The sequence below is a fragment of the Flavobacterium macacae genome, from assembly GCF_003865365.1.
Lineage (GTDB): Bacteria > Bacteroidota > Bacteroidia > Flavobacteriales > Flavobacteriaceae > Flavobacterium > Flavobacterium macacae.
Genome location: NZ_RQVR01000001.1, coordinates 210,916 through 226,641 on the forward strand (window position 1 = coordinate 210,916; position 15,726 = coordinate 226,641).

At 36.9% G+C, this 15,726-nt stretch carries 17 protein-coding genes; 6 read left to right on the plus strand and 11 right to left on the minus strand.

The window, feature by feature from the left end; translation table 11 throughout:
* Positions 1 to 17 precede the first annotated feature (17 nt).
* Both EG849_RS00980 and EG849_RS00985 read right to left on the minus strand, forming a co-directional pair.
* Positions 18 to 701, minus strand: a complete 684-nt coding sequence (locus EG849_RS00980; RefSeq protein WP_125011216.1) for a response regulator transcription factor — start codon at positions 699 to 701, stop codon at positions 18 to 20.
* Between the two features lie 4 nt (positions 702 to 705).
* A complete protein-coding gene (locus EG849_RS00985; protein WP_125011217.1) occupies positions 706 to 1,968 on the minus strand; it encodes a sensor histidine kinase in 1,263 nt (420 codons plus the stop codon).
* A 178-nt stretch (positions 1,969 to 2,146) separates the two neighbouring features.
* Here EG849_RS00985 and EG849_RS00990 point away from each other — a divergent pair, with 178 nt between their 5' ends.
* A complete protein-coding gene (locus EG849_RS00990) occupies positions 2,147 to 2,581 on the plus strand; it encodes a DUF1573 domain-containing protein (RefSeq protein WP_125011218.1) in 435 nt (144 codons plus the stop codon).
* Between the two features lie 48 nt (positions 2,582 to 2,629).
* Here EG849_RS00990 and EG849_RS00995 read toward each other — a convergent pair whose 3' ends face one another.
* From EG849_RS00995 to hemA, 9 genes are all read right to left on the minus strand, one after another.
* Complete coding sequence (locus EG849_RS00995) at positions 2,630 to 3,016, minus strand: c-type cytochrome (protein ID WP_125011219.1); 387 nt, start codon at positions 3,014 to 3,016, stop codon at positions 2,630 to 2,632.
* A gap of 57 nt (positions 3,017 to 3,073) precedes the next feature.
* Positions 3,074 to 4,066: a porphobilinogen synthase gene (gene hemB / locus EG849_RS01000; RefSeq protein WP_125011220.1), complete on the minus strand. Its 993-nt coding sequence runs from the start codon at positions 4,064 to 4,066 to the stop codon at positions 3,074 to 3,076.
* A 60-nt stretch (positions 4,067 to 4,126) separates the two neighbouring features.
* Positions 4,127 to 5,029, minus strand: a complete 903-nt coding sequence (gene hemF, locus EG849_RS01005) for an oxygen-dependent coproporphyrinogen oxidase (protein ID WP_125011221.1) — start codon at positions 5,027 to 5,029, stop codon at positions 4,127 to 4,129.
* Between the two features lie 5 nt (positions 5,030 to 5,034).
* Entirely contained in the window at positions 5,035 to 5,409 is a 375-nt protein-coding gene (locus EG849_RS01010; protein ID WP_125011222.1) for a hypothetical protein, read from the minus strand.
* A gap of 12 nt (positions 5,410 to 5,421) precedes the next feature.
* Complete coding sequence (locus EG849_RS01015; RefSeq protein ID WP_125011223.1) at positions 5,422 to 5,844, minus strand: hypothetical protein; 423 nt, start codon at positions 5,842 to 5,844, stop codon at positions 5,422 to 5,424.
* Entirely contained in the window at positions 5,844 to 6,869 is a 1,026-nt protein-coding gene (hemE, locus tag EG849_RS01020) for a uroporphyrinogen decarboxylase (RefSeq protein WP_125011224.1), read from the minus strand. Before hemE ends, EG849_RS01015 begins: the two co-directional genes overlap by 1 nt.
* 63 nt (positions 6,870 to 6,932) lie before the next feature.
* Positions 6,933 to 7,607 carry a uroporphyrinogen-III synthase gene (locus EG849_RS01025; protein ID WP_125011225.1) on the minus strand — a complete coding sequence of 225 codons (675 nt, stop codon included), beginning with the start codon at positions 7,605 to 7,607 and terminating at the stop codon, positions 6,933 to 6,935.
* Positions 7,608 to 7,756: 149 nt separating this feature from the next.
* On the minus strand, positions 7,757 to 8,677 hold the full coding sequence (hemC, locus tag EG849_RS01030; RefSeq protein WP_125011226.1) for a hydroxymethylbilane synthase: 921 nt from the start codon (positions 8,675 to 8,677) through the stop codon (positions 7,757 to 7,759).
* Between the two features lie 112 nt (positions 8,678 to 8,789).
* On the minus strand, positions 8,790 to 10,052 hold the full coding sequence (gene hemA / locus EG849_RS01035; RefSeq protein WP_125011227.1) for a glutamyl-tRNA reductase: 1,263 nt from the start codon (positions 10,050 to 10,052) through the stop codon (positions 8,790 to 8,792).
* Between the two features lie 269 nt (positions 10,053 to 10,321).
* Between hemA and EG849_RS01040 the strand changes: the two genes are divergently transcribed.
* Genes EG849_RS01040 through EG849_RS01060 form a run of 5 tightly spaced genes read left to right on the plus strand, consistent with a single transcriptional unit; the run spans position 10,322 to position 15,614 of the window.
* Entirely contained in the window at positions 10,322 to 11,194 is an 873-nt protein-coding gene (locus EG849_RS01040; RefSeq protein WP_125011228.1) for a helix-turn-helix domain-containing protein, read from the plus strand.
* A 24-nt stretch (positions 11,195 to 11,218) separates the two neighbouring features.
* Entirely contained in the window at positions 11,219 to 12,250 is a 1,032-nt protein-coding gene (gene hemH, locus EG849_RS01045) for a ferrochelatase (RefSeq protein ID WP_125011229.1), read from the plus strand.
* Between the two features lies 1 nt (position 12,251).
* Positions 12,252 to 13,610 carry an MATE family efflux transporter gene (locus EG849_RS01050; RefSeq protein WP_125011230.1) on the plus strand — a complete coding sequence of 453 codons (1,359 nt, stop codon included), beginning with the start codon at positions 12,252 to 12,254 and terminating at the stop codon, positions 13,608 to 13,610.
* Positions 13,594 to 14,142 carry a CopD family protein gene (locus EG849_RS01055; RefSeq protein ID WP_125011231.1) on the plus strand — a complete coding sequence of 183 codons (549 nt, stop codon included), beginning with the start codon at positions 13,594 to 13,596 and terminating at the stop codon, positions 14,140 to 14,142. The genes EG849_RS01050 and EG849_RS01055 overlap by 17 nt, the downstream gene beginning before the upstream one ends.
* A gap of 56 nt (positions 14,143 to 14,198) precedes the next feature.
* Positions 14,199 to 15,614, plus strand: a complete 1,416-nt coding sequence (locus tag EG849_RS01060; RefSeq protein ID WP_125011362.1) for a sensor histidine kinase — start codon at positions 14,199 to 14,201, stop codon at positions 15,612 to 15,614.
* Positions 15,615 to 15,726: the final 112 nt, after the last annotated feature.

A 15,726-nucleotide genomic window follows, 5' to 3' on the forward strand; every position in this document is an offset into this window, starting at 1 on the left:
GTAAAAAGAAGAAGTAGTTACTCAATTACCAATTTAAATCCGATTCTGGGAATGTTTTCTATGCGCACATTTTCTTCGTCTTTGAAGATTTTTCTCAATCTCGAGATGAAAACATCCAAACTTCTTCCCATAAAATAATCGTCCACGCCCCAAAGTGCTGTCAGGATTTTTTCACGTTTTAAGACCTCGTTTTTATTGTCTAAAAATAATTTAAGCAACGCCGATTCTCTTTCGGTCAAGCTAATTTTTTCTTTGTCTTTTGTGACACAATAATCGTTAGGGTGAAATTGAAAGCTTCCGATTTCAAAAAATTTCTGAATGATTACAGTCGATTTTTGGCTTCGTTTTAAAAAAACTTCAATCTTTAAGTGGAGTTCTTCCAAGCTGAATGGTTTTACTAAAAAATCATCGGCACCCAGTTTCAAACCTCTGATTCTATCTTCTTTTAATGATTTTGCAGAAAGAAATAAAATAGGAATTTCAGTATCTGAATTCCGAATCTCTTGCGCAATTTCAAAACCATCTTTTTTAGGAAGCATCACATCTAAAATGCACAAGTCAAAATGGCCTTTATGGAAATTTTTTATGGCTTCCGCACCATCTGAAAAATGGGTAATGTCATAAAACTGCTCTAAATAATCTATCGTCAGAAATGCCAAAGTTGCATCATCTTCTACATAAAACAGCTTGCTTTTTTCCATATTTTTACTTTTTCGGAATCACGACAGTAACGGTAACTCCTGAATCTTGATTGTTTTTAATCGTAATCTTCCACTGGTGCAACGTACAAATTCGTTTGACATAAAAAAGTCCGAGGCCAAAACCGCCAACTTCGTTTCGTTTTGCCGTTGAAATACGATAGAATTTATCAAAAATAGTATTTAATTCTGAAGGTTCGATGCCAATTCCGTTATCAATGATTTCAAGCTTGATTTCTTTTCCAGAATCATCGATATTTATCTTGATTTCAGGGTTGCTGTCGTTGTACTTTATCGCATTGTCAATGATGTTGTAAATCACATTTGAAAAGTGAAACTCATCAGCAACTATTTGGTATTCTTTATTTTCTGAGTTAATTTCTATCGAAACGGCATCTTCATATTTCAGCAAAATACTTTCTTTGGCCAACAAAACGCTGTCCATCAAATTGAATTTTGATTTTTCTAAAACCATCGAATTGGAATCGCTTTTGGCAATATTCAGAATTTTTTCGATGTGCTGGTTCAGCTTATTGCTTTGCTCAATAATAATCTGCACATATTTTGAAAGCTTTGGATTATTGATAATTTCCTGCTGTTTGTTCGCATAATTTGATGCAATCAAAATGGAGGAAATTGGTGTTTTAAATTCGTGGGTCATGTTATTGATAAAATCGGTCTGCAGTTCGGTGTATTTTTTCTGCTTTAAAAGTAGCAAAACCGAATAAACATAAATCACCAAAACCAAAGCTAAAACACCGGTATAAATCCAATATTGTTGCAACGAAGTGATGTAATTGTACTTCAATTGCGGAAAACGGATCGCGAAATAATAAACCAAATCAGGCTTTTTTGTAAAGCATTTTTCACATTTTGAAACTTTCTTGTCAGAAGAGGAAATGTAGTCACCGTACATCATTTCGTCAGAACCGCAGTTGTAAATCGCATACTCAAAATCGATATTTAATTTTACCTTTTGGAATTCTGTTTTCAAATAATATTCTAAAACCGAAGCGTCAAAAACGTCGTCCACATTGACTACATAATAATCATCCGTGACTTTTTTAATCTGGCTATCAATTGGAGATTCGGTATTATTGTCTTTGTGAATTTTGCTAACCACATCTTGCAACGCAAAATGAATTTTTTCGCTAAATTCCTTTTTTTCAAAAGCATATGCCTGCGTCAACGTCAGCAGTTGCATAAAAAGTACGCCGACAATCGCCAGCAAACCGATAAAAATAATGGTATTTAATTTATTGAATTTCAATGTTTAAAGAATATTTAGAACACGATATTAATACAATTTCAAGTAGCAGCCAACCCGTTAACATGTCGTTAACAAGAGTTGCCAAATGATTAACAACTTTCTTAAAATTTCTGAATATATTTGTATTGTTCAATTTAATGAACCCAACTACTGAATCAATTTATTTAAAATTAGTATTATGAAAAATTTAAAATTATCATTTTTTGCACTTGCTGGCGCATTATTTTTAGTTGCTGCACCTGCATCTGCACAAACTGCTAAAGCAACGCCTGCAACAGTTACAGCGCCTTCAAAACCATCTATGGTTACTTGGACAAAAGATGTTCATGATTTTGGTGACCTTAAGAAAGCGGTTCCGGCATCTTATGATTTCACCTTCAAAAACACGACAAAAGAAACCATTTTGATTACGAACGTAAAAGCTTCTTGTGGCTGTACAGCAACAAATTACACAAAAACTCCTATCAAACCGGGAGAAATGGCAAGCGTAACGGCAACTTTCAATGCAGCTTCTGCAGGTCCGTTTTCAAAAGCGATCACGGTAACAACTAATGATTCTGAGACTCCAAAAATCTTAACTATCAAGGGAAAAGTTGTTGAACCACAATCTTAATCAGATTTTCCAATATATTTAAAAAGCCATCGTAATGATGGCTTTTTTTTATTTTAAATGACTGTAAAAATAAGTTTCAACCGCCTTTAATTCTTCGTCAGTAAATGTCTTGGTAATGGTCAAGTTCGCTTTCATCACTGAATATTGGCTTGGGTCCACAATTGGTTCGCTTTTTTCTTTAAGAAACAATTTCATGTCTGCGTTTTTCGCTTTATAGATTTCTGCAATCTGCTTGACGCTTGGCCCAATTACTTTTTGGTCTGGTTTGTGGCACGAAAAACACATTCCTTTTCCGTCAAAAATTTCTTGGCCCAGCTGTAATTGTTTTTCTTCAGCGGATATAGTTTTTTCTGGATAAAGTGCTTCTTTTGTTTCTTCTTCTTTTTTACAAGAAATAAATGCTAAAAGGCAAAGTGTGAATGCTAATTTTCTCATATTTTAAAAAAAATAGCTCCAACAAAGTTTAAAACTCTTTTAGAGCTGTGATTAAATTTATCTGTTCAAAATTATGGCCGCTTCTTTTGCAAAATAAGTAGAAATGATATCAGCTCCGGCTCTTTTGATGCAGTGCAACTGTTCGATCATAATCTTGTCGTGATCTAACCAGCCACGTTCTGCAGCCGCTTTTACCATCGCATATTCACCAGAAACCTGATAAACCGAAACCGGAACATTTACCGCATTTTTGATTTCACGAACGATATCTAAATAAGCAATTCCTGGTTTTACCATCACGATATCGGCACCTTCTTCCACGTCGTGAAGCGCTTCGCGGATGGCTTCGATGCGGTTGGCATAATCCATCTGGTACGTTTTTTTATCTTTTGGAACTTCGTTCACGTCAACAGGCGCGCTGTCTAACGCTTCACGAAACGGACCGTAAAAAGAGGACGCATATTTGGCGCTGTAGCTCATGATGCCCACATTGTGGTGTCCGCTTTGCTCCAAGGCTTTTCTGATGGCAAGAACGCGTCCGTCCATCATGTCGCTTGGCGCAACAAAATCAGCACCAGCTTCGGCATGCGAAACTGCCATTTTTACCAACGCATCGTTTGTGGCGTCATTGATAACCTGTCCTTTTTCGATGATTCCGTCGTGGCCATAAATCGAATAGGGATCAAGCGCCACATCTGGCATCACAATCATTCCCGGAACGGCGTCTTTGATGGCACGAATGGCATCTTGCATCAATCCGTTTTTGTTCCAAGCTTCTTTGCCGGTATTGTCTTTTAATTTGTCGTCAACCTTTACGTAGATATTGACGGCTTTGATTCCTAAATTCCATAATTCCTTGACCTCTTTTACCGTCAAATCTAAAGAACGGCGGTAGATTCCGGGCATTGATGGAATTTCAACTTGAAAATTTTTCCCTTCAGCAATGAACATCGGAAACATAAAATCGTTTGGCGATAAATGTGTCTCACGAACCAAACTTCTGATGGATTCGTTTGTTCTCAATCTTCTATCTCGTTGTAATGGAAACATAATTATTTGTGATTTAGATTTTAGATTTAGGCAAAACCCCAATCTAAAATTAATATTTATTTAAATCCAATCCACTGGATTTTCTAATACATCTATTAACTTTTCTTCTTCGCTTCCGGCTTCTGGATGATGGTCATAAACCCACTGAACGTGCGGTGGCAGACTCATCAAAATGCTTTCAATCCTGCCGTTGGTTTTTAAGCCGAAAAGCGTTCCTTTGTCATGGACCAAGTTGAATTCGACATATCTTCCCCTGCGGATTTCTTGCCAATTTCTGTTTTCTGGAGTAAAAGCCAACTCTTTTCTTTTTTCAACAATCGGCACATACGCTTCCAAAAAACTATTCCCGACTTCGGTTACAAAATCATACCAGTTTTCTAAAGTAAAATCTTCAGAAGCGGTGCAATGGTCAAAAAACAAACCTCCGATGCCACGCGCTTCGTTTCGGTGCGCATTCCAAAAATATTCATCACATTGCTTTTTAAACTTTGAATAAAATTCGGGATTATGTTTATCGCAAGCATTTTTACACGTTTGGTGAAAATGTTTTGCATCTTCTTCAAACAAATAATAAGGCGTCAAGTCTTGGCCTCCGCCAAACCATTGATTTACCGTGTTTCCTTGTTTGTCATACATTTCAAAATAACGCCAATTGGCATGAACCGTCGGTACTTTCGGATTTTTTGGATGTAAAACCAAACTTAAACCGCAGGCAAAAAAATCGACATCGCCTACATTAAAATAAGCTTGCATCGCTTTTGGCAACGGTCCGTGAACGCCCGAAATATTAACGCCTCCTTTTTCAAATACGTTTCCGTTTTCAATGACACGCGTTCTTCCGCCACCGCCTTCAGGTCGTTCCCAAATATCTTCTTTGAATTTGGCATGGCCATCGACTTTTTCAAGTCCGGCAACGATCGTATCTTGTAAATTTTGTATGTAAGCGTAAAATTTATTTTTCATTGTAATTATGCTTTTGCACTTGAAATCTTATTGAAAATGGCATAGGAAAACGTTTTGCTTCCGTTTTGGACATATTCATACACCGCTACGGCTTTTACTTTCAATTGTGCTTTTTCTTCTTCGTAATTATTCGAAACCTGAATCAAAAAATCTGCAAAGGATTCGGCATTGGCCCAATCAAAATGCAACTTTTCTAAATGCTGGATTGTTTCTTCTGACGAAAATTTCAGAACATCCTCAAAAGTCAAAGCCAAGTATTTCAACTGGCTGTCTAAATCGGCCAAATTCCAATCTTCAGGAATATAAGTCAATGAAATCAACTGTTTCAAGACATTATTGATTCTTTCGTTTTCTTCGTCGCGCAATCCCTTTGTGAGCATTTTAAAATTTATTTACTGGTATTCAAACTTCTTCCCTCCATCTTGAATTTCGATTTTCTGAATGCTGTCAAATGGGATTTTTCGCGTAAGCGACCCTATAAATCTTGATCTTCCGCCTGATAAAGTGTCGTCTTTTATGACCACAGTATCGAAATAAAAATGATACCGTTTTTTATTTTTCAAGGTAACTCTCATTTCAAGCGCTGGCGAATTTTCTAAAGATTCTTGTCTTCCCTCTTTGTTAACCACTCGAATTTTTTTCAAACTATTAGCTTCATAGCTTAGCGTTCCAAAACCCATTGGATTATTAATTTCTGTCTTTTTCACACCAGCAGTGCTCGAAAGCTGTTCTTTTAAGTTTTCTGGTGTTACGGTATACGTCTTGCACGAATAAAAAATACACGTAAAAACAAAGATTAAAATAAATTTCCTCATTACCCTTTGTATTCTTTCACGGCATCCACAAATGCTTTTGCGTGATCTACAGGGATATTTGGTAAAATTCCGTGTCCTAAATTGGCAATAAATTTGTCTTTCCCAAATTCATTAATCATCTCGTTGACCATCTTTTTAATTGTAGGAATTGGCGAAAGCAATCGTGACGGATCAAAATTTCCTTGCAACACAATGTCGCCTCCAGATAAATAACGTGCGTTTCTTGGCGAACACGTCCAATCTACTCCAAGAGCCGAAGCCTTGCTTTTTCCCATTTCTCCCAAAGCAAACCAGCAACCTTTTCCGAAAACAATTACTTGCGTTACTTCTGACAAAGCTTCTACGATTTGGTTGATGTATTTCCAAGAGAATTCTTGATAATCAACTGGAGAAAGCATTCCTCCCCAAGAGTCGAAAATCTGTACTGCGTTCACTCCCGCTTTTACTTTTTCTTTTAAATAAGCGATGGTCGTATCGGTGATTTTTTGCAATAAAACGTGTGCGGCTTCTGGATGCGTAAAGCAAAATCCTTTGGCCATGTCAAAACTTTTAGAGCCTTTTCCTTCCACGGCATAACAGAAAATCGTCCAAGGCGAACCCGCAAATCCGATTAACGGGACCTCATCGTTCAACATTTCTTTGGTCAACTTAATGGCATCCATTACATATCCCAACGTTTCGTGAATATCTGGAACAATCACTCTTTCCACGTCTTGAACCGTTCTGATTGGGTTTGGCAAAAAGGGACCAACGCTTTCTTTCATCAAGACTTCGATTCCCATTGCCTGCGGTACGACCAAGATATCTGAGAATAAAATTGCAGCATCTGGAGCAATTCTTCTGATGGGCTGCACCGTGATTTCAGCTGCCAATTCTGGCGTTCGGCAACGGGTGAAAAAATCATATTTGTCACGCAAAACGATGAATTCTGGAAGGTATCTTCCGGCTTGGCGCATCATCCAAACTGGTGGACGTTCAACGGTTTCTTTGTTTAATGCTCTTAAGAAAAGGTCGTTTTTTATCATTTTTTTGGTCTTTAGGCTGTAAGCTGTAAGCTCGAAGCCGTTTTTTGTTTGTCTTTATTTTGTTTACGGCGTTTTGCTGTAAAAATTTATTGCTTGAACAATCACATTTTCAACCGTCTGCTGTTGCGCGATTATTATATTTTCTGTAATTTCTTGCAATGCTTCTGCGGTTGTTGTGCCAATGCAGAAACATTTTTCACCTGTAATTTTATTGTCTTTCAAGTAACTTTCAATTCCTGATGGACTGAAAAACAAAATTGCATCTGCCCCAGAATTCGTTTTTTGTGGCGTTAAGATGGTTTCATAAGCTTCAATTTCTTCAAAAGAAATGTTTGCTTTTCTGAACGCTTCTGGCAACGTTTCTCTTCTTAAATTACCACAGAAAAAAGTGATGGTTTCGTTTTTAAAATCATTCACGATTATTTCTGCCAATTCAGAAGCGTATTCTCTGGACGCCACGACTTTAAATCCGTTTTGTTCTAATAACGCTTTTGTTTTTTGGCCTACGCAAAAAATTTTCTTGTCTTTTAAATCTTTTGATTTTTTATTTTCAAGGAAACTTTTTACGGCATTCTGGCTTGTAAATAAAAGACTTGACGAATCGAAATTGATCGTAAATTCTTTTGCTTTTGTGGTAATAAAATCAGCTTCAATGACAGAAAAATTGGCATTCAGCAAAAATTGCTTCTGGTTTTGGAGCAATTTTTTGGTGGACAGAATTCGAATTTTTTCAGACATTTTGGTTGTAAAGGTTATTAGAAATACTATTGGTTCTTAACTAGCCCCGATTGGCGACAGTAGCCTTTTCATCCGTTTTCGGTGAAAAGCTACTGCAGAAAGCGGGACTGGACGTGTTAAAATCCACTAAATTTCTGCTTCTAAAAATTTTATTTCTTCAAATCTCTCTTTATGATTTCCATCAGCTCTTTTCCTCCGTTCTCAAGGATTTCAAGCGCTGTTTCCTGTCCGAAATTTTTATATCTTGAAATTTCTATTGTTCTTTCAATCTCTAATTTTTCTGTTCCGTCAAGCGAAAAAAGTACGCCCTGAAAACGGATCTTATCTTCAAAAACTTCTGCAAATGCACCAATTGGCGCCGTGCAACCGCCTTCTAACGTTTTCAAAAATTGGCGTTCGATTGTGGTGCAGATTTCGCTTTCAAAATGATTCAACTTGGAAGTGGCTTCTTTGCAAAAATCATCTTTTTCCATCGCCACGATAACCATCGCGCCTTGTGCTGGCGCGGGAATCATCCAGTCTAAAACCATATGGTTTTCAGGCAAAAGTTCGATTCTTTCCAAACCTGCTTTGGCAAAAACGGCTCCGTTCCAATCGTTTTCTTTTAATTTCTTCAGCCTTGTGTTCACGTTTCCACGCAAATCTTCGACTTTATGGTTCGGAAAACGGTTTAACCATTGGGCTTGGCGACGCAAACTGCCGGTGGCGATGGTACCGTTGGAATGCAGAAAATCCAAGTTTCCTTTGTGAACCAAAATATCTTCATGATTGGCCCTTTTTAAAACGGCAGTCTGCACGATTCCTTTTGGCAACGCAGTGGGAACGTCTTTCATTGAATGGACTGCGATATCAACATCGCCCTTAATCATTGCGATATCAAGGGTTTTGGTAAAAATTCCAGTGATTCCAAATTCATATAACGGAATGTCAAGAATCACGTCTCCGGTTGATTTTACCGCAACAATTTCTGTTTTATAGCCTAAATCGTTGAGTTTTTTTTCAACCGTATGCGCTTGCCAAAGTGCTAGTTGGCTGTCGCGAGTTCCTATTTTTATGACTTTGTCTATCACTTTTTTGTTTATTTCTTAAAGGCCGTTATTTTGGATCCTTAAGATAGTAAGTAAATTAAGTTTTCGCAGAAATTTTAAATGTTGTAAAATCATTGAATCTGCGGTGAACCTTTTATTTTGCTACTTTAGTTGCTTCGATTTGAAATACCTTTTCAATCCATTCGATGCTTTCATCTACCATGGTATCGCTTTCTTTTAAGTGATTGGCAAAATGATTCGTGATTTTCTGGATGATTCTTTTGCTGATCAATTCGGCTTGTTCTTCGTCAAAATTGTCTAATTTTTTACGTTGAAAATTTAATTCACCGTCTTTAATTGAGTTTAATTTTGCTTTAAGCGCGTGAATTGTTGGGGCAAACTTTCTTCCATTTAGCCATGTGTTGAATTCTTCGATGATTTCTTCAATAATTGCTTCGGCTTCTGGAATATGAAGTTTTCTTTTTTCTAATGTTTTATCGGTCATTTTTGACAAATCGTCTAAATGAACTACTGTCACGCCAGGAATATTCTTCACGTTGTCGTGCACATTTTTTGGCATTGACAGATCCAGAATCAAAAGAGGCTTGTTCAATTGCAAAATATCTTTGTCAATGGTGGGGATTTGAGCTCCCGTTGCCACGACCAAAACATCTGCTTTTGGAATTTCCAACGGCAAGATGTCATAGTCCTTAACGATAAGATTGAATTTTCCAGCAATTTTTTCGGCCTTGTCTTTTGTTCTGTTGATCAAAACAATGTGGTCGTTTTTAGTATGTTTTACTAAATTTTCGCAGGTATTCCTTCCGATTTTTCCAGTTCCGAAAAGCAAAATGTTTTTAGTGCTGATATCAGGAACATTATTCATTATATATTGAACCGACGCAAAGGAAACCGAAGTAGCTCCCGAACTGATTTCGGTATCAGTCTTGATTTTTTTGCTCGCCTGGATCACACAATTCACCAATCTTTCCATAAAAGCATTGCCTAAACCGTGCTCTTTTGATTCAACAAAACTCGATTTTATTTGTCCGATAATTTCAAAATCGCCTAAAATCTGGCTGTCCAAACCGCAACCCACTCTGAAAATATGATTGATTGCTTCTTGATTTTTATATACAAAACCTACTTTTTGAAAGTCTTCAACACTTCCCAAACTATTATCGCAAAGTAATTTGATTAATTGAAATGGATGTTCAGCAAAACCGTAAATTTCAGTTCTGTTGCAAGTGGAAGTAACGATTAGGCTTCCAATTCCTTCTGATTTTGCTTGTTGCAAAACAGTGGCTTTGGCGTCAGTCCCCAAGCTGAATTTCCCTCTAGTCTCTGCATCAGCCTTTTTGTAACTCAATCCAACGGCATAGAAGTATTGATGCTTTGACACGTTATTTTTGTTCATAGTCCTGCTTTAAGTATCTTTTGTTAAAATAAAATCCGCTAAAAACGGATTCTAATTTGAACTCCACAAAATTAGCTTTATCGTTTTTATAAAAGTAACGCTCAAAGTACTTTTTGTGTCGCTATGAGATATTTTGATAATTTTAGCAATTATAACTTAGAAAAGGCTTATTTTTGCAGTCATATCAGCATATTACAGGTTTTTAGTTTAGAACCATTCTAAATAAAACGGTTATAGATTTTAATTATACCGAGATAAAAAATATCGCTATGAGTTCATTTGAAGAAATTAAAATTGATGATGATTTTATAATAATTCGGTCGCAAAATGACAGCAACGAGACTTCTCATTTTGAGAGAGCCGTTAATGTCGACCTTATACAGTTTCACTTTGGAATTAAAGGGCGCGCCAAATTCATATTCAATCAAGGAAGCTATGCTTTAGACTTAAAAGAAGATGTTTCCTTATTTCTTTACAATCCACAAAAGGAACTTCCTGTTTATCTAGAGATAGCGCCCCATTCTTGGACGATTTCTGTATTGATTTCTATTAAAAAATTTCACGGATTATTTTCTTCAGAAGCCGATTACATTCCGTTTTTGAGCGAAGAAAATAAAGACAAAAAATATTATAAAGACGAACCAATCAATCCGTCGATGTCCATTGTCTTGAATCAGCTCTTCAATTACAACCTTCACCCTTCGATAAAAAATCTTTATTTTAAAGGTAAAGCTTACGAATTATTAAGCCTTTATTTTAATCGAAGTGAAGACACGAATATTGAACAATGTCCGTTTTTGGTTGACGAAGACAATGTAACAAAAATAAAAAAAGCCAAAGAAATTATTATCGCCAATATGGCCGAACCGCCAGGTTTGCAAGAATTGGCAGACCAAGTGGGAATTAACTTGAAGAAACTAAAAATGGGTTTCAAGCAAATTTATGGCGACAGCGTTTATAGTTTCTTATTTGATTATAAAATGGAATTTGCCCGAAAATTACTCGACAGCGGTTCTTATAACGTAAACGAAGTTGGATTAAAAATTGGATACAGCACTGCAAGCCATTTTATTTCGGCGTTTAAAAAGAAATTCGGCACTACACCGAAAAAATATTTGATGTCGATAACAGTAAATGCTTAAATTTAAAAACAAAACGAAAACAAGATGAAAGGCGCATTATTAATAAACCTTGGGTCACCGAAGAGCCCAGAACCAAAAGACGTAAAGCCGTATTTAGATGAATTTTTAATGGATAAATACGTGATTGACGTTCCTTATTTATTGAGAGCATTATTAGTTCGAGGCATTATTTTAAGAAAAAGACCAGAAGAATCGGCTCACGCCTACAAAAAAATCTGGTGGGAAGAAGGTTCTCCATTAATTGTTCTTTCTGAAAGAATGCATAAAAAAGTAAAGGCGAAAACTGAAATCCCGGTGGCTTTGGCAATGCGTTATGGCGAAATGACCATTGAAAAAGGACTTCAGGAATTGCACGAACAAGGCGTGACCGAAGTTTTGCTTTTTCCGTTATATCCGCAATATGCAATGGCCTCTACATTGACTATTTTAGTTTTAGCCGAAGAAATCAGAAAGAAAAAATTTCCGCAAATGAAATTTACTGATGTCCCTGCTTTTTACAACAAGCCCGATTATATTCAAAACTTAGCAGACTTGATGCAAAAAAGTTTAGAAGGTTATGATTATGACCAATTGGTTTTTTCTTACCACGGAATTCCGGAGCGCCATATCAGAAAAACAGACGTAACCAAATCGCATTGCAAAATAGACGGTTCGTGTTGTTCAACACCTTCTGCAGCACACGCGTTTTGCTATCGCCACCAATGTTATGAAACCACGCGACTTGTTGCTGAAAAATTACAAATTCCGAAAGACAAATATTGCCTGACTTTTCAATCAAGGTTAGCCGGAGACAAATGGCTTGACCCCTACACGGATATTGAAATTGACAAAATGCCTTCAAGAGGAATCAAAAAAATTGCCGTGGTGACTCCTGCTTTCGTGACTGATTGTTTGGAAACTTTGGAAGAAATTGCAATGCGTGCCAAAGAAGATTTTGAAGCCAACGGAGGTGAAGAATTTTTAGCGATTCCGTGTTTGAATGATGATGATGCTTGGGTACAAACCGCAACAAATTGGATTGAAGAATGGGCTTTCGCTGAGAAGAAAGCAATTTAACATGGCGGTTTCATCGGAAGAATTAGGAACGAAAGACATCAAAAAATTACTGCTCAAACAAGCAATTCCCTCGTCAGTCGGGATTTTGTTCATGTCAGTTAATATTTTGGTGGATACCATTTTTGTAGGGCAATGGGTGGGTTCGCTGGCCATTGCCGCCGTTTCTGTTGTCTTGCCGATTACGTTTTTAATTTCTTCTTTGGGAATGGCCATTGGCGTTGGTGGCGGTTCTGTTTTATCGCGCGCTTTGGGTTCGGGCGATAAAGAGAAAGCAGATATCGTTTTTGCCAATCAAATCATGATGACTTTCGGGCTTGCCTCTATTTTTGTCATTCTCGGATTATTTTTCAGCAATGAAATGTTATTGATTTTTGGAGCGAATGGAAATATTTTGGCGCCAGCCAAAGAATTCTTTTATCCTGTTTTACTTGGCGTTCCTTTCTTGGCACTTAGCATGATGGGAAACAACGTGATCCGGGCCGAAGGAAAACCTTCTTTCGCCATGATTTCAATGATAATTCCAGCGATTGTCAATATTATTTTAGACATCGTCTTTATTAAATTCATGGATTTGGGGCTTTTCGGAGCCGCTTTAGCGACCAGCATTTCTTATACAAGTGCTTTCCTTTTTGTGCTTTGGTTTTTTATTTACAAAACCGAATTAAAACTGCAACTCCACCATTTTAAATTCCATAAAAAAATAGTTAAAGAAATCACTTCGCTGAGTTTTGTAACTTTTTCAAGACAAGGAGTTGTGAGCATTTTGGCGATTATTCTGAATCATACCTTATATACTTTTGGCGGCGAACATTCGGTAACCGTTTATGGCATTATCAGCCGAATGTTGATGTTTGCTCTGTTTCCTGTTTTGGGAATTACGCAAGCTTTTTTGCCTATTGCCGGATTTAATTATGGGGCCAAAAATTACCATCGCGTGAAAGAAACCATTTCGGTTTCCATCAAATATGCGGCAGTTTTGGCCACATTAATTTTTGTCGTAATTTTATTCTTTGCCAAACCGATTGTTTCCGTTTTTACGACAGACCAATTAGTTATTGACGAAACGCCAAATGCCTTGAGATGGGTTTTTACTGCTTCGCCCATTATTGCCATTCAACTCATTGGAGCTGCATATTTTCAAGCGGCCGGAAAGGCAAAAAAAGCATTGCTGCTGACGTTGACCAAACAAGGGTTTTTCTTGATTCCCTTGGTATTAATTTTACCCCATTTTTTTGGAATCTTAGGCGTTTGGATCGCGTTTCCAATTGCAGACGTGCTTTCCACCATAGTAACCGCCGTATTTTTGAAAAAAGAAATGAATGAAAATCTAATTGAATCCACAGATGGAAAATTATTATAACTACATAAAATCCTTGCATTTAATTTTTGTAATCACTTGGTTTTCAGGATTATTCTATATTGTCAGATTGTTTGTCTATCAAATTGAAGCTTCGCAAAAAGCATCTCCTGAAAAAGAAATTTTACAAAAGCAATACAAGATCATGACGTATCGTTTGTGGTACATCATCACTTGGCCTTCGGCTGTCTTGGCGAGTATTTTTGCAATTCTTTTATTGTATATCAGTCCGGTTTGGCTGCAGCAATCTTGGATGCACGTCAAGCTTGGCTTCGTTTTTGCTCTGTATCTGTACCATTTAAAATGCCATCAGATTTTTAAGCAATTGCAAAATGATGAAGTAAAGCATACTTCAAATTTTATGCGTCTTTGGAATGAAGGTGCCACAATTATTCTTTTTGCTGTCGTTTTTTTGGTAATTTTGAAAAACGCCGTCAATTGGATTTATGGAGTAATCGGAATCATTCTGTTCTCTGTAATTATTATGTTGGGCTTTAAATTTTATAAAAAAATTCGCGAAAGAAACCAGTCTTAATGCTGCAACCCATAAAAATAAAACGACTTTCACTCCGTGTCAGAATCTTTCTTTCCATGATTGTCTTGACTTTGATTTCATCAGTCTTGATGGCTTCCTTGTCGATTTATCAATTTAAAACTGCTGCAAAAGAATACCATGAAGAACGTCTTGAAAGAAGGGAGACCGCTGTAAAAGAGCATATCAATTATATTTTAAGCACCACAACTTATCCGCTGACTTCTGAAAATTTATCTTTGATTTTTAAGGACGAGATTTATAAACTGGCCGATATTCATAGTTTGGCCATCAACATCTACAGCTTAGACGGAAAACTATTAAAATCATCAAAAGCATCGTTTACCGTTGATACTATTTTGCCCCCGATCCCTAATTATATCTTGAAATTGGTCCAATCTTCCATGGACAAAAGGTATGTGGACGTGCAAAGTATCGACGGACTGAAGTTTCGCTCTTCGTATGCCCAAATCAAGGACACGAAGTTCAAACCTTTGGGAATTTTAAATCTTCCCTACATTCCAGATGATGGATTTTATGAGAAAGAATTGCGAAATTTTTTGATCAGTTTAGGACAAGTGTATTCGATAATGCTGATTGTTGCCATTTTTTTGGCCTACTTTTTATCGAGTTATATTACCAAGTTCCTAAAATCCATTACCGATAAAATTACAGAAACGCGCTTCAACCAAAAAAATGAAAAAATTGAGCTTGAAGAAAGCAGTAAAGAAATTGCGCTGTTGGTCCACGCCTATAATTCGATGGTTGAAGAATTGGAAGAAAGTGCCTCAAAACTAGCGCAAAGCGAAAGAGAACAGGCTTGGCGCGAAATGGCAAAACAAGTGGCGCATGAAATTAAAAACCCGTTGACTCCGATGCGTTTGACGGTGCAGAGTTTCCAGCGAAAATTTGATCCAAATGATCCCGAAGTCAAGCAGAAAATGACGGATTATTCCAATACTTTGATTCAGCAGATTGATACGATGAGCTCAGTAGCTTCGGCGTTTTCGAACTTTGCATCAATGCCGGCCCAACAAAATGAAACCCTGAATGTGGTGGATGTTGTACAACTGACTTTGGATATTTTCAACGAAGAGTACATCCAGTTTAAAAGTGAAGCCAAAGAAATTATCACGATTATGGATCGCACGCAATTGATTCGCATCGTGACCAATTTGGTTAAAAATGCAATTCAGGCCATTCCTGAAAACCAAGAATTTAAGTCGATAGTCGTTTCGGTTAAAGAAGAAGAAAACAAAGTGCAAATCAGCGTGCAAGATAACGGAACCGGAATTGAAAGCGATAACGGAAGCCGTATTTTTGAACCAAAATTTACGACCAAAAACTCAGGAATGGGACTTGGTTTGGGAATCATCAAAAATATTATTGAAAATTATAATGGAACGATTACTTTTGAAACCGCTTCCGGAAAAGGAACCGTTTTTTGTGTTTTCCTTCCTATAATTAGGATGTAAATTTTACCACAGAATCGTAGATTTTTAAATAGGAATTGCATTAATTCCTAAAAATAAAGTACAACACAAATTTCACAAATTGACACAGATTCATTAGAAAAAATCTATGAAT

Bases quoted from the DNA above. Each gene is read 5' to 3' on its own strand.
- EG849_RS00980 (WP_125011216.1), bottom strand. From the start codon at position 701: ATGGAAAAAAGCAAGCTGTTTTATGTAGAAGATGATGCAACTTTGGCA.
- EG849_RS00990 (WP_125011218.1), top strand. From the start codon at position 2,147: ATGAAAAATTTAAAATTATCATTTTTTGCACTTGCTGGCGCATTATTT.
- EG849_RS00995 (WP_125011219.1), bottom strand. From the start codon at position 3,016: ATGAGAAAATTAGCATTCACACTTTGCCTTTTAGCATTTATTTCTTGT.
- hemB (WP_125011220.1), bottom strand. From the start codon at position 4,066: ATGTTTCCATTACAACGAGATAGAAGATTGAGAACAAACGAATCCATC.
- hemF (WP_125011221.1), bottom strand. From the start codon at position 5,029: ATGAAAAATAAATTTTACGCTTACATACAAAATTTACAAGATACGATC.
- EG849_RS01010 (WP_125011222.1), bottom strand. From the start codon at position 5,409: ATGCTCACAAAGGGATTGCGCGACGAAGAAAACGAAAGAATCAATAAT.
- EG849_RS01015 (WP_125011223.1), bottom strand. From the start codon at position 5,844: ATGAGGAAATTTATTTTAATCTTTGTTTTTACGTGTATTTTTTATTCG.
- hemE (WP_125011224.1), bottom strand. From the start codon at position 6,869: ATGATAAAAAACGACCTTTTCTTAAGAGCATTAAACAAAGAAACCGTT.
- EG849_RS01025 (WP_125011225.1), bottom strand. From the start codon at position 7,607: ATGTCTGAAAAAATTCGAATTCTGTCCACCAAAAAATTGCTCCAAAAC.
- hemA (WP_125011227.1), bottom strand. From the start codon at position 10,052: ATGAACAAAAATAACGTGTCAAAGCATCAATACTTCTATGCCGTTGGA.
- EG849_RS01040 (WP_125011228.1), top strand. From the start codon at position 10,322: ATGAGTTCATTTGAAGAAATTAAAATTGATGATGATTTTATAATAATT.
- hemH (WP_125011229.1), top strand. From the start codon at position 11,219: ATGAAAGGCGCATTATTAATAAACCTTGGGTCACCGAAGAGCCCAGAA.
- EG849_RS01050 (WP_125011230.1), top strand. From the start codon at position 12,252: ATGGCGGTTTCATCGGAAGAATTAGGAACGAAAGACATCAAAAAATTA.
- EG849_RS01055 (WP_125011231.1), top strand. From the start codon at position 13,594: ATGGAAAATTATTATAACTACATAAAATCCTTGCATTTAATTTTTGTA.
- EG849_RS01060 (WP_125011362.1), top strand. From the start codon at position 14,199: ATGATTGTCTTGACTTTGATTTCATCAGTCTTGATGGCTTCCTTGTCG.